Origin of the sequence: Actinomadura formosensis, from assembly GCF_050948385.1 — a bacterium.
GTDB classification, from domain to species: domain Bacteria; phylum Actinomycetota; class Actinomycetes; order Streptosporangiales; family Streptosporangiaceae; genus Spirillospora; species Spirillospora formosensis.
In genome coordinates this window covers 5052438-5065815 of the sequence record NZ_CP192011.1, presented here as the reverse complement: position 1 = coordinate 5065815, position 13378 = coordinate 5052438, and the positions used below count along the sequence as shown (strand labels likewise).

Here is a 13378-nt window from a genome sequence, read left to right as displayed (position 1 = left end):
TTGTCTGGTGCGGATGCGGTGTACGACAATAACGACTTTCCGGGTGCGGTGGTTACCCGACACAGCGATGGGCATCCCCGGCGGAAAAGGCCCCGCGCCCTAGACTGGCGGACTTGGGTGAACAGCAGCGGGGGTGTTGATGGACGGGCCGTACCTTGTCCGGCGAGGGGCTGCCGGCGTGCTCGCGGCAGCGGTGTTCGGGGGGCTGAGCACGCTCACGCCGGTTCCCGGCCAGGCGAGACCGGTCACCGTGCGGCGCACGGTTCCCGAGGTGAAGCCCAGGCCGGTGCCGCCGCCGCCGGATTGTTCGCGGGTCAAGTGCGTCGCGTTGACATTCGACGACGGCCCGGCGGAGAGCACGGGGAAGTTACTGGACGTCCTCGCGGCGCGGAAGGTGAAGGCGACGTTCTTCGTGGTGGGGGAGAACGTTGTGAGGTATCCAGAACTCGTCCGCCGGGAGCATGAGGCCGGGCACGAGATCGGAGATCACAGCTATACGCACGCCGACCTCGGAAGGGCGTCCAAGGAGAAGGCCAGGTCGGAGTTGACGCGGACCCAGGACGCCATCCGGCGGGTGTCCGGGGTCACGCCGGTGCTTTTCCGGCCGCCGTACGGGTCGATGTCGAAAAGGCTGACGGGGATCACGCGGAAGATCGGGCTGGCGCAGGTGTTGTGGACCGTCGATCCGCTGGACTGGGAACACCGCGACAGCGAATACGTGAAAAAGCGGGTCCTGAAGTCGGTGAAGCCCGGTTATGTCGTGCTGATGCATGACATCCATCCGACGACGGTGAAGGCAGTCCCAAGGATCATTGACCGGCTGGCGGCCGAGGGCTATGTGTTCGTGACCGTGTCGGAGCTGTTCGGCGGGAGACTGACACCTGGGAAGGAGTATCTCCAGCTGAACTCAGGGGAGGCTCAGGGTCTTCCCTGATGGCCGGTGGGTGGGGCCGTGTTCAGCATGGAGTTATGGAAAGCAGCTATGCGGTGGGGGATCTGCGGGTCTCGGACGCCGAGCGGGAAGCGGTCGTCCAGCGGCTTCAGGAGGCCTACGCGGAGGGGCGCCTCGACGAAGACGAGTTCGACGTGCGCGTGCAACTGGCGATCACGGCCAGGACGCGCAACGAGTTGGGGGCGGTCACCGGTGACCTGACGCCCCGGCAGCCGGTCGCCGGGAACGTGTCGGGGGAGGACCGGATGCTGGCGGCGGCGGCCCATGCGGTGGCGGTTCCGACGCTGTTCGTGGGGCCGCTGGTGCTGATGCTGGTGAGCGGCAAGCGGTCGGCGTACGTCCGGCAGCAGGCGGCGGAGGCCGTGAACTACCAGGTCACGCTGCTGCTACTCACGATCGTCACGTTCGGGGTCGGCGGGATCGCCTACGCGGTGGCGTGGGTGCTGTCCGTGGTCGCGGCGGTCTTCGCGCTGGCCGGGCAGACGTTCCGCTATCCGTGGATCCTGCGTCTGGTGAGGTGACACGGGTTTGTCGGTGTGCGGCCTGGGGGAAAGGTTGACGTGGCCGCCCTGTAGCGGTTCTGTCGCCTTCAGGAGACGAAACGACACCGATGTATAGACCTGTGGCTTTATTCCCTTTCCCGCCTGTGACTCCTGCAACGTCCGGGTTGTGTGGACCCGTCCATAGGATGATCGATTAACTGTGCCCGGGAGGGGTAGATGACGGAGCTTGCGGTCAAGGGCGATCATCAGCGGGCGGTGGACGCGCTCAGGAGGTCCTACGCGGCGATCCCGGCGGGTACGCCGGTGCGCCTGGCGAAGCGGACCTCGAATCTGTTCCGGTGGCGTGACCCCTCGGCGGCGCCCGGCCTGGACGTGTCCGGGTTCGACAAGGTGCTGAGCGTGGACGCCGATGCGATGACGGCGCAGGTCCAGGGGATGACGACCTACGAGGACCTGGTCGATGCGACGCTGCCGCACGGGCTGATGCCGACGGTCGTGCCGCAGTTGAAGACGATCACGCTGGGCGGGGCGGTGACGGGCCTCGGCATCGAGTCGACGTCGTTCCGGGACGGGCTGCCGCACGAGGGCGTCCTGGAGATGGAGGTCCTCACCGGTGACGGCGAGGTCGTCACGGCGACGCGCGACAACGAGCACGCCGACCTGTTCTACGGGTTCCCGAACTCCTACGGGACGCTCGGCTACACGCTGCGGCTGAAGATCGAACTGCGCCGCGTCAGCCCGTACGTCCGGCTGCGGCATCTGCGGTTCGCCGACGCGGCGGAACTGGCCAAGGCGATGGGCGAGATCACCGAGTCGGGAACGTTCGAAGGCGAGTCCGTCGACTTCATGGACGGGACGGTCTTCAGCGCCGACGAGCAGTACATCACGCTCGGGTTCTTCGCCGACTCGGCGCCGTACACCTCCGACTACACCGGCCAGGGCATCTACTACCGGTCGATCCAGGAGCGGTCGGTCGACTTCCTGACGATCCGCGACTACATCTGGCGCTGGGACACCGACTGGTTCTGGTGCTCGGGCGCGTTCGGCGTGCAGAACCCGACCGTCCGGCGGCTGTGGCCCGACAGGTACAAGCGTTCCGACGTGTACCGCAAGCTCGTCGCCTACGACCGCCGCTACCACATCGTCGCGCGCGTGGAGCGGTGGCGTGGGCTGCGTCCGCGCGAGGACGTCATCCAGGACATCGAGGTCCCGATCGAACGGCTGCCCGAGTTCCTGGAGTTCTTCCACGGCAAGGTCGGCATGAGCCCCGTCTGGCTGTGCCCGCTGCGTGCGAAGGAGCGGTGGCCGCTGTACCCGCTGGAAGTGGGCCGCACGTATGTGAACGCGGGCTTCTGGGGGACGGTCCGCATCCCGCCCGGCCAGATCCCCGAGCATCACAACCGGCTCATCGAACGTAAGGTCGCGGCCCTTGACGGGCACAAGTCCCTCTACTCGACGGCTTTTTACGGCCGGGACGAGTTCTGGCGTTACTACGACGGGGAGACCTACCGGCGGCTCAAGGAGAGGTACGACCCCGGCGAGCGGTTGCTGGACCTCTACGACAAGTGCGTGCGCGGACGCTGACAGGCGTCCGCCGTATCGGGGGAGCCCGGAGGGCAGCCGGCCGGCAGGGCGGGCCCGGGCGGAGAGACAGGAGGGAAACATGACGCTGGCCAGGGTCTTCGAGCGGCTTGCCGGGGCTGAGACGCCAGTGGAGTTCACGGCGTACGACGGATCGCGGGCGGGGGTGCCCGGTGCCGACATCCGGTTCGACGTCCGCTCGCCGTACGCGGTGTCGTACCTGCTGCACTCGCCGGGCGCGCTGGGGCTTGCCCGCGCCTACGTCACCGGCATGGTCGACGTCGACGGGGACATGATCACCGCGCTGACGACGATGCAGCAGATGCTCGGCGAGGTGACACCGCGGGACAAGGCGCGGGTCGCCGCGGCGGTGCTCGGGGACCCGCTGCTGCGCGGCGCGATCTCGCGCCGGCTGGACCCGCCGCCGCAGGAGGCGCCGTTCAGCCGCATCCCGTCGTGGCTGCGGCACTCCAAGCGGCGGGACGCGAAGGCCATCTCGCACCACTACGACGTGTCCAACACCTTCTACGAGTGGGTGCTCGGCCCCTCCATGGCGTACACGTGCGCGTGCTATCCGCACGAGGGGGCGACACTGGAGGAGGCGCAGTTCCACAAGCACGACCTGGTGGCGAAGAAGATCGCGCTGAAGCCGGGGATGCGGCTGCTGGACGTGGGCTGCGGCTGGGGCGGCATGGTGATGCACGCCGCGAAGGAGTACGGGGTCAAGGCGCTCGGCGTCACGCTGTCCAAGCAGCAGGCCGAGTGGGCGCAGAAGGCGATCGCGGACCGGGGCCTGTCCGACCTCGCGGAGGTCCGGCACATGGACTACCGGGACGTGACGGAGACCGGCTTCGACGCGATCAGCTCCATCGGCCTCACCGAGCACATCGGCAAGGCGAACCTGCCGTCCTACTTCTCGTTCCTGCACGGGAAGCTGCGCAAGGGCGGGCGGATGCTGAACCACACCATCACACGCCCGGACAACACGGCCCCGTCCCGCAAGGAGAACGGGTTCATCAACCGGTACGTGTTCCCGGACGGCGAACTGGAGGGTCCCGGCTACGTCCAGATGCAGATGAACGACGCGGGTTTCGAGATCCGGCACCAGGAGAACCTGCGCGAGCACTACGCACGCACCCTCACCGCCTGGTGCAGGAACCTCGACGAGCACTGGGACGAGGCCGTCGCCGAGGTGGGTGAGGGCACCGCCCGCGTGTGGCGCGTCTACATGGCGGGCTGCGTGCTGGGCTTCAACCAGAACTGGATCCAGCTGCACCAGACGCTGGGGGTCAAGCTGGACGACGGCGGCGTGAGCCACATGCCGCTGCGCCCCGACTGGGAAGCGTGACGGCGGAACCGCTCCCGCGACGAAGACGGGCCGGCCGGACGTTGTTCCGGCCGGCCCGTCCACGTCCGGGGCCGGTTCGCGAGCGGGCGCCGTCCCGGGCCGCGCGGGACCTGCGCGGCCCGGGACCGGCTCAGGACAGCCAGTCGAGGATGCGCGCGTTCACGTCCTCCGGGCGGTCGAGGTGGAGGAAGTGGCCGGCCCGCGGGACCAGGTGCGCGGCGGAACCGGGCGGCAGGGCGGCCTGGACGGCGTCGAGGTGGATCACGTCGGTGCCGAGGCAGCCGTCCTCGGCGCCGTGCAGATAGAGGACGGGCACCTCCCCGGCGGCGGAGGCGGCCTCCTGCTCGGCCGCGTACCGCTCGACGTGCTTGGACGGGTCGAGCATGGCGCGGTAGTACCCGATCGCCGCTTCGATGTTGGCGGGCGTGGCCAGGCACTCCATGGCGTGGTCGACGTCCGCCGCGTGGTCGGCCCCGGCGGGGGACCAGTCGCGCCAGAGGCCCTCGACGAACGCGCGGTCCAGCGCCATCCCGGCGAGCGGCGTCTGGAAGAGGAAGATGTAGAACGAGCGCTTGAGCTGCTCGTAGTCGAAGAACGCGGTCGTCATCACCGACATCGGCGGGACGGACATCGCGACGGCCCTGCGCCAGCGGCCGGGCGCGACGTTCGCGGCGCCGTAGGTGGTGAAGGCGCCCCAGTCGTGGCCGATGACGACGGCGTCGGGGCCGCCGCCGAGGGCCTCGTGCAGTGCGACGGCGTCGGCGGCGAGGGCGCCGGTCTGGTAGGCGCCGTCCGCGGGGACGGACGTGGGCGCGTAGCCGCGCGTGAAGGGGGCCACGGCGCGGTATCCGGCGGCGGCCAGTTCGGGCATGAGGTGCCGCCAGGTGCGGGCCGAGTCGGGGAAGCCGTGCAGGAGCAGCGCGAGGGGACCGTCCTCGGGGCCCGCCGTGAGATATCCGAAGCCGAGCCCGTTCGCCGTGACCGATCCGGTCGTGATGTCGCCCATGTCCGCCTCCTCGGTTCGCGGCGCACGCTACCCGGCGGCCGGCAAGATCCGCCGACCGGGTCCGCTAAGCTTCGGATATCGGAGTATCAGTAGCTATTTACAGCGGATTCCGTGCTCATCTAGCATCTTGACAACTGGATCAATCGCACTAAGGGAACGTGATGATGGAGCCGGACGTGACCAGCCAGCAGCACGACGCGATGCAGAGGGCGGCGCGCGACCATCTGTGGATGCACTTCGCGCGCCACTCGGGGTCTCAGGGCGGCGCCGAGATCCCCATGATCGTCCGGGGGGACGGCCCGTACGTGTACGACGCGGCCGGCCGCCGCTACCTGGACGGGCTGTCCGGGCTCTTCACCGTTCAGGCGGGGCACGGGCGCGAGGAACTGGCGCAGGCCGCCGCCAAGCAGGCCGCCGAGCTGGCCTACTTCCCGATCTGGTCGTACGCGCACCCGAAGGCGGTCGAGCTGGCCGAGCGGCTCGCCGCCCTCGCGCCCGGCGACCTGAACCGGGTCTTCTTCACCACCGGCGGCGGCGACGCCGTCGAGAGCGCGTGGAAGCTCGCCAAGCAGTACTTCAAGCTCACCGGAAAGCCCACGAAGCACAAGGTGATCAGCCGTGCGGTCGCCTACCACGGCACCCCGCACGGCGCCCTGTCGCTGACCGGGCTGCCCGGCCTGAAGGCCCCCTTCGAGCCGCTCGTGCCGAGCGCGTTCCGGGTGCCGAACACCAACCTCTACCGGGCCGCCGAGCACCGCGACGACCCCGAGGCGTTCGGGCGCTGGGCCGCCGACCGGATCGAGGAGGTCATCGAGTTCGAGGGCCCCGACACCGTCGCCGCCGTGTTCCTGGAGCCGGTGCAGAACGCCGGCGGATGCTTCCCGCCCCCGCCCGGCTACTTCGAGCGCGTCCGGGAGATCTGCGACCGGCACGACGTCCTGCTGGTGTCGGACGAGGTCATCTGCGCGTTCGGCCGCCTGGGCACGACGTTCGGCGCGCAGCGGTTCGGCTACACGCCCGACATCATCACCTTCGCCAAGGGCGTGACGTCCGGCTACGCACCGCTCGGCGGCATGCTCGTCACCGACCGCCTGTTCGAGCCCTTCAAGGAAGGGACGCGGATGTTCGCGCACGGCTACACCTTCGGCGGGCATCCGGTGGCGGCGGCCGTGGCGCTGGCCAACCTCGACCTGTTCGACCGCGAGGACCTCAACGGCCACGTCATGCGCAACCGGGACGCGTTCCGGGGCACGCTGGAGCGGCTGCTCGACCTGCCGATCGTGGGGGACGTCCGCGGTGACGGCTTCTTCTACGGCATCGAGCTGGTGAAGGACAAGGACACGCGGGAGACGTTCAACGACGACGAGTGCGAGCGGCTGCTGCGCGGCTTCCTCGACAAGGCGCTCTACGAGGCGGGCCTGTACTGCCGCGCGGACGACCGCGGCGACCCCGTCGTCCAGCTGGCGCCGCCGCTCGTGTGCGACCAGGGCCACTTCGACGAGATCGAGCAGATCCTCCGGTCGGTGCTCACGGAGGCGTGGGGCCGGCTCTGACCGGACGGCCGGGCCTGGGGGCGTCGCGGGGGGCGTCGTCCCGGGCCCGGCGCCGTTAATGTGAGGTGGGTCACCCCTTCGATCGGTGTGCGCCGGCGACTTTACTTTGAGAGGCTGCCTGTAAACCGAATTAGGTTCGGAATGTGACGAGGTGGTGGGCGCGTGCTCAAGGTCGAGGACATCAACCTGACGGACTGGGAGTTCTGGCGGCGGCCGCACGAGTACCGGCACGAGGCGTTCAAGGCCCTGCGCCGGCACCCGGAGCTGATCCGCTTCGAGGAACCCGACATCGTCATCGTGCCGCAGGGCCCCGGCTACTACGCGCTGACCAGGCACGCCGACATCGTCGAGGCGTCCCGCCGCCCGCAGGACTTCTGCTCCGGCAAGGGCGCCATCAGCATCCCGGACATGCCCGGCGACATGCACGAGTACTTCGGCTCGATGATCAGCATGGACGACCCCCGGCACGCCAAGATCCGGCGCATCGTGTCCCGGGCGTTCTCACCGCGGATGATCCAGCGGTTCGAGGACCGGGTCGAGGCCGTCGCCGCGCAGATCGTCGAGAACATGGCGGCGGGCGGCGGCACCGGCGACTTCGTCGCGGACGTCGCCGCGCGGCTCCCGCTGAAGATCATCTGCGACATGATGGGCATCGCCGAGGAGCACTACCAGACCGTCCTGGACGCCACCAACGTCATCCTCGCGGGCAACGACGCCGAATTCGTCCCCTCCGGCAGCGCCGAGGAACACGCGATGGCGCTGCTCGGTGCGGGCGAGACCCTCAAGGGCCTGGTCGAGGACCTCGGCCGGCGGCGCCGTGAGAACCCCACCGACGACCTGACGTCCGCGCTGGTGAACGCCAACATCGACGGCGAGTCGCTCAGCGACCAGGAACTCGGCTCGTTCTTCATCCTGCTGGTCGTCGCCGGCAACGAGACCACCCGCAACGCCATCGCGCACGGCCTCGACCTGTTCACCCGCCACCCCGACCAGCGGGCCCTGCTCACCGGGGACTTCGAGAACCGCATGCCCGGCGCGGTCGAGGAGATCGTCCGGTACGTCTCGCCGGTCATCTGGATGCGCCGCACCGCGACGCGCGACACCACGCTGAACGACCACGAGATCAAGGAGGGCGACAAGCTCCTCCTGTACTACTGGTCGGGCAACCGCGACGAGTCCGTCTTCACCCACCCGGAGAAGTTCGACATCCTGCGCGACCCGAACCCCCACGTCGGGTTCGGCGGCCCCGGGCCGCACTTCTGCCTCGGCGCGCACCTGGCGAGGCGCGAGATCACCGTGATGTTCCGCGAACTGCTGCACCGCACTCCCGGCATCCGCGCCGCCGGCGACCCCGACCGGCTGGAGTCCAGCTTCATCAACGGGATCAAGCGCCTGCCCTACACGTTCTGACCTCCCGGCCGGCCTCGCCGGTGGCCTCGGCGTCGGCCGAGGCCACCGGTCCGGCGGCGGGTCAGCGCAGCTCGCGCTTGAGGATCTTGCCGGTGGCGGTCATCGGCAGCTCGTCCCGGAACTCCACGATCCGCGGGTACTTGTAGTTGGCGAACTGCTCCTTGCCCCACGCGATCAGCTCGTCCTCGGTGACGGTGGCGCCCGGCGTCCGGATCACGTACGCCTTGATCTCCTCGCCGTGCGAGGGGTGCGGGACGCCCACGACCGCGGCCAGCGACACCTCCGGGTGGGTCATCAGAACCTCTTCGAGCTCCCGCGGGTACACGTTGTAGCCGCCCCGGATGATCATGTCCTTGGAACGGTCGATGATGTAGTAGTAGCCGTCCTCGTCGCGGCGGGCCACATCACCGGTGCGGAACCAGCCGTCCTTGATCGCGGTCTCGGTCGCCTCGGGCCGCCTGTAGTAGCCCTTCATGATGTTGTGCCCGCGGATGGCGATCTCCCCGGGCCCCTCGCCCTCGATCTCCTTCCAGCCGTCGTCGATCAGCTTCATCTCGACGCCCCAGATCGGCAGGCCGATCGACCCGGGCCTGGTCGGACGGTCCGGACGGTTGAACGACGCGACCGGCGAGGTCTCCGACAGGCCGTAGCCCTCCAGGATGTCCACGCCGAACTTCTGCTTGATCCCCTTGAGGACCTCCATCGGCAGCGCCGAGCCGCCCGACACCGCGACGCGCAGGTTCTCCTGGATGGCCGCGATGTCCTCGGCGGACGTGTCGTCGGTCAGCAGCCCCCAGTACATCGTGGGGACGCCCGCGAAGATGTTCACCTTCTCCTTGACCATCAGCTCGACGGCCTGCCCGGCGTCGAACCGCGGCTGCATGACGAGCGTCGCCCGGCGGTAGAAACCGACGTTCATCACGCACGTCTGCCCGAAGATGTGGAACAGCGGCAGCGTCACCAGCGACGTGTCGTGCAGCGTCCGGTAGAAGAGCGTGTCGTCCACCATGGTGTTCGACAGCAGGTTGCTGTGCGTGAGCTCGGCGCCCTTCGGCTGCCCGGTCGTCCCGCTGGTGTAGATGATGACGGCGGTGTCGTCCGGCCCGGTCCGCGCGGTGTCGAATGTGCCCGGATGGCCGGCGAGCGCGGCCCAGAACAGCTCCGCGCCCTCGATCGGCGACTCGGTCGCCGCGGGGTTGGCGGGCAGCAGGAAGAAGTGCTCGCAGCCGTCCGCCCGCTCGAACCCGGCGTGCCCCATCTCGCCGAGCGGCAGCTCGGGCGTGCCCTCGAAGCAGAAGAACGCCTTCGCCTCGGAGTTGCCCAGGTGATAGGCGATCTCCCGCGGCTTGAGCAGGACGTTCAGCGGGACGATGACCGCGCCCGCCTTGAGCGCGCCGAAGTACACCATCGGGAAGTACGGGAGGTTCGGGCTGGACAGCGCCACCTTGTCGCCCGGCCCGATGCCGCGCGACCGCAGCAGGTTCGCGACCTGGTTCGCGACCGAGTCGATGAACGCGTAGGAGAGCCGGAGATCGCCGAACACGACGGCGTCACGTTCGGGCGTCTCCCTGGCGGCGTCCTCCAGCAGCACGGACAGGTTGAGCATGGCACTCCTCGCGCGGAAAGGTGACCGGCCGGTTAGTTACCGCCGAGTTTACGCACGTCCGGGCGGATTTCCGTCGGCGGGGACCGCTACGATGTGCCGCCTCACGGAAAAAGGGGTGCGCGATCTTGATCATCTTCGGTTGGCGGGTGGTGTTCTTCACTCTGACCAGGGGAGTCTTCCACTGCCCGAGCTGCGGCGGCGACCGCGACTACCGGCGCCGGCAGGGGCGCAACTTCTTCACCCTGTTCTTCGTCCCCGTCATTCCGCTGAACAAGACGGGCGGGGAGTTCATCGAGTGCGACACCTGCCACGGGCGCTGGGAAACCGGTGTCCTGAACGTGCCGACCACCGCGCAGCTCGCCCACATGCCCGCGATGCTGCTGCGCATGGCCATCGCCCAGGTGCTGCGCTCCGGCGACTACACCAACGCCGCCGCCCGGTCCCGCGCCGTCGCCGTCGTCCGGCAGGCGGGCGACGGCGGCTACGACGATGCCGGGCTGACCGCCGACCTCAGCCGTCCCTTCGACGAGGTCCGCGCCGAGATGGGCCGCGCCGCCTCCGCCCTCGCCCCCGAGGCGCGCGAGAGCATCCTGCGCGCGGCGGCCGAGATCGCCCTCATCGACGGTCCGCTCACCGTGTCGGAGGAGGAGACGCTCTCCGCCGTCGGCGCCGACCTCGAACTCACCCGCGTCCAGGTGACCGGCGTCGTGTCCCTGGCGCGCCAGGACTCCGGCCGCTGAATCCCCGCGACCGGGCTTGCGGTTGCGCTACTCTTGATGTATGTCAGCCAGGCTGCTCCTCGAAGGACCACGTTGACGCACTGACGTCAGCGTGGTGGCCCCTCCTGTGCGAGGGGCCGTTTCATGTCGGCGGACGGCCTACGACCCTGCAGCTAGGAACCGGAGTCTGTAAGCGTGAGCAGCGACGAGCAATACGATCCACGGGCGGTTCAGGACAAGTGGCAGGCCCGCTGGGCGGAGCTCGACCCGTTCGCGGCCGACGAGAAGGACACCACCGCCGAGCGGCGCTACGCGCTGGACATGTTCCCCTACCCCAGCGGTGACCTGCACATGGGGCACGCGGAGGCGTTCGCCATCGGGGACGTCCCGGCGCGCTACTGGTTCCAGCGCGGCTACAACGTCCTGCACCCCATCGGCTGGGACTCCTTCGGCCTGCCCGCCGAGAACGCCGCCATCAAGCGCGACTCGCACCCCGCCGAATGGACCTACGCCAACATCGAGACGCAGGCGTCCTCGTTCCAGCGGTACGCGCCGTCGTTCGACTGGTCGCGCCGCCTGCACACCTCCGACCCCGAGTACTACAAGTGGACGCAGTGGCTGTTCCTGCGCTTCTACGAGCGGGGCCTGGCCTACCGCAAGGGCGGCCACGTCAACTGGTGCCCGAAGGACCAGACCGTCCTGGCCAACGAGCAGGTCGTCGGCGGGCACTGCGAACGCTGCGGCGCGCTGGTCGAAAAGCGCGTGCTGACCCAGTGGTACTTCAAGATCACCGACTATGCGGACCGGCTGCTGGACGACATGGAGCAGCTGGAGGGCAGGTGGCCCGAGCGCGTCCTGCTGATGCAGCGCAACTGGATCGGCCGCTCCACCGGCGCCGACGTCGACTTCGTCATCGAAGGACGCGACGAGCCCGTCACCGTCTACACCACCCGCCCCGACACCCTGTACGGCGCGACGTTCATGGTCGTCGCCGCCGACGCCCCGCTGGCCGAGGAGATCTGCCACCCCGACCAGCGGACCGCGTTCGAGGCGTACCGCGAGGAGGTCTCCCGCGAAAGCGAGATCGAGCGCCTGTCGACCGAGCGGGAGAAGACCGGCGTGTTCCTGGGCCGCTACGCGGTCAACCCGGTCAACGGCGAGCGGCTGCCCGTCTGGGCCTCCGACTACGTGCTGGCCGAGTACGGGCACGGCGCGATCATGGCGGTCCCGGCGCACGACCAGCGCGACCTGGACTTCGCGCTGAAGTTCGGCCTGCCCGTCCGCGTCGTCGTCGAGACCGGGCTGGCCGACCCGGCCGAGACCGGCGTCGCCACCCCCGGCGACGGCGCGATCGTCAACTCCGGGCCGATCGACGGGCTGACCAAGGCCGACGGCATCGCCCGCATCATCGAGATCCTGGAGGGGCGCGGCACCGGCCGCGCGTCGGTGAACTTCCGGCTGCGCGACTGGCTGGTGTCCCGGCAGCGGTTCTGGGGCTGCCCGATCCCGGTCGTCCACTGCGAGGCGTGCGGGGAGGTCCCCGTCCCCGACGAGCAGCTGCCGGTGACGCTGCCCGAGGGGCTGCGCGGCGCCGACCTGGCGCCCAAGGGCACCTCGCCGCTGGCCGCCGCGGCCGACTGGGTGAACGTCGAGTGCCCCAAGTGCGGCGGCGCCGCCACCCGCGACACCGACACCATGGACACGTTCGTCGACTCGTCCTGGTACTACTTCCGGTACTGCTCGCCCGGCTACGAGGGCGGCCCGTTCGACGTCGAGCAGGTCCGCCGGTGGATGCCGGTCGACCAGTACACCGGCGGTGTCGAGCACGCCATCCTGCACCTGCTGTACAGCCGGTTCTTCACCAAGGTCCTGTACGACATGGGCATGGTCGAGTTCACCGAGCCGTTCCGCCGGCTGCTGAACCAGGGCCAGGTGATCAACCAGGGCAAGGCGATGTCGAAGTCGCTGGGCAACGGCGTCGACCTGGGCGAGCAGATCGCCGAGTTCGGGGTGGACGTCGTCAGGCTGGCGATCCTGTTCTCCGGCCCGCCCGAGGACGACATCGACTGGGCGGACGTGTCGCCGCACGGCATGGCGAAGTTCCTGTCCCGCGTGCACCGCATCGCGACCGAGGTCTCCTCGGCGCCGGGCGCCGACTCCGCATCCGGTGACACGGCGCTGCGCCGCGCCACCGCCCGCACCATCGACGAGGTCACCACGCTGGTCGAGACGGAGCGGTTCAATGTGGCGATCGCGCGGATCATGGAACTGGTCACCGCGACCCGCAAGGCCATCGACTCCGGCCCCGGCCCGGCCGACCCGGCCGTCCGGGAGGCCGCCGAAACGATCGCGGTCCTGCTGTCGCTGTTCGCGCCCTACACCGCCGACGAGGCGTGGGAACTGCTGGGACGCACCGCACCGGTGATCCGCGCGGGCTGGCCGTCCGCCGACCCGGCGCTGCTGGTGGAGGAGTCGGTCACCTGTGTCGTCCAGATCGCCGGCAAGGTCCGCGACCGGCTGGAGGTCGCGCCCGGCATCGCCGACGAAGAGCTGGAGCGCAAGGCCCTGGCCTCGGCCAAGATTCGGGACGCCCTGGGCGGCGCCGAGATTCTCAAGATCATCGTCCGTGCACCCAAGATCGTCAACATCGTTCCCAAGCGCTGACCGGGCACGCCGAAACGGCCGCCGGAACCGTCCGGC

Annotated in this window: 10 protein-coding genes; 8 read left to right on the top strand and 2 right to left on the bottom strand. The window is 69.4% G+C overall.

Features of this window, described 5'->3' with window-relative positions:
- Window positions 1–139: 139 nt before the first annotated feature.
- The 4 genes from ACQP1N_RS23900 to ACQP1N_RS23885 all read left to right on the top strand — a co-directional run bounded on the left by ACQP1N_RS23900 (window position 140) and on the right by ACQP1N_RS23885 (window position 4384).
- Window positions 140–934, top strand: coding sequence for a polysaccharide deacetylase family protein (locus tag ACQP1N_RS23900; protein ID WP_084262846.1), 795 nt, complete (start codon window positions 140–142; stop codon window positions 932–934).
- A 35-nt stretch (window positions 935–969) separates the two neighbouring features.
- A complete protein-coding gene (locus tag ACQP1N_RS23895; RefSeq protein ID WP_433226739.1) occupies window positions 970–1473 on the top strand; it encodes a DUF1707 and DUF4870 domain-containing protein in 504 nt (167 codons plus the stop codon).
- 198 nt (window positions 1474–1671) lie between these two features.
- Window positions 1672–3039, top strand: coding sequence for an FAD-binding oxidoreductase (locus tag ACQP1N_RS23890; protein ID WP_067797354.1), 1368 nt, complete (start codon window positions 1672–1674; stop codon window positions 3037–3039).
- Window positions 3040–3118: 79 nt separating this feature from the next.
- On the top strand, window positions 3119–4384 hold the full coding sequence (locus ACQP1N_RS23885) for an SAM-dependent methyltransferase (RefSeq protein WP_067797351.1): 1266 nt from the start codon (window positions 3119–3121) through the stop codon (window positions 4382–4384).
- A 130-nt stretch (window positions 4385–4514) separates the two neighbouring features.
- On the opposite strand, the gene ACQP1N_RS23880 is transcribed toward ACQP1N_RS23885, so the two are convergent.
- Complete coding sequence (locus ACQP1N_RS23880) at window positions 4515–5390, bottom strand: alpha/beta fold hydrolase (protein WP_067797348.1); 876 nt, start codon at window positions 5388–5390, stop codon at window positions 4515–4517.
- Between the two features lie 164 nt (window positions 5391–5554).
- On the opposite strand from ACQP1N_RS23880, the gene ACQP1N_RS23875 reads away from it, so the two are divergent.
- A complete protein-coding gene (locus ACQP1N_RS23875) occupies window positions 5555–6943 on the top strand; it encodes an aspartate aminotransferase family protein (protein WP_207394164.1) in 1389 nt (462 codons plus the stop codon).
- Between the two features lie 162 nt (window positions 6944–7105).
- Window positions 7106–8353, top strand: a complete 1248-nt coding sequence (locus ACQP1N_RS23870; protein WP_433226736.1) for a cytochrome P450 — start codon at window positions 7106–7108, stop codon at window positions 8351–8353.
- 61 nt (window positions 8354–8414) lie between these two features.
- On the opposite strand, the gene ACQP1N_RS23865 is transcribed toward ACQP1N_RS23870, so the two are convergent.
- Window positions 8415–9959: a long-chain-fatty-acid--CoA ligase gene (locus tag ACQP1N_RS23865; RefSeq protein WP_433226734.1), complete on the bottom strand. Its 1545-nt coding sequence runs from the start codon at window positions 9957–9959 to the stop codon at window positions 8415–8417.
- A gap of 125 nt (window positions 9960–10084) precedes the next feature.
- Here ACQP1N_RS23865 and ACQP1N_RS23860 point away from each other — a divergent pair, with 125 nt between their 5' ends.
- Both ACQP1N_RS23860 and leuS read left to right on the top strand, forming a co-directional pair.
- On the top strand, window positions 10085–10699 hold the full coding sequence (locus ACQP1N_RS23860) for a hypothetical protein (RefSeq protein WP_067797333.1): 615 nt from the start codon (window positions 10085–10087) through the stop codon (window positions 10697–10699).
- Window positions 10700–10873: 174 nt separating this feature from the next.
- Window positions 10874–13342: a leucine--tRNA ligase gene (gene leuS / locus ACQP1N_RS23855; RefSeq protein ID WP_433226732.1), complete on the top strand. Its 2469-nt coding sequence runs from the start codon at window positions 10874–10876 to the stop codon at window positions 13340–13342.
- Window positions 13343–13378: the final 36 nt, after the last annotated feature.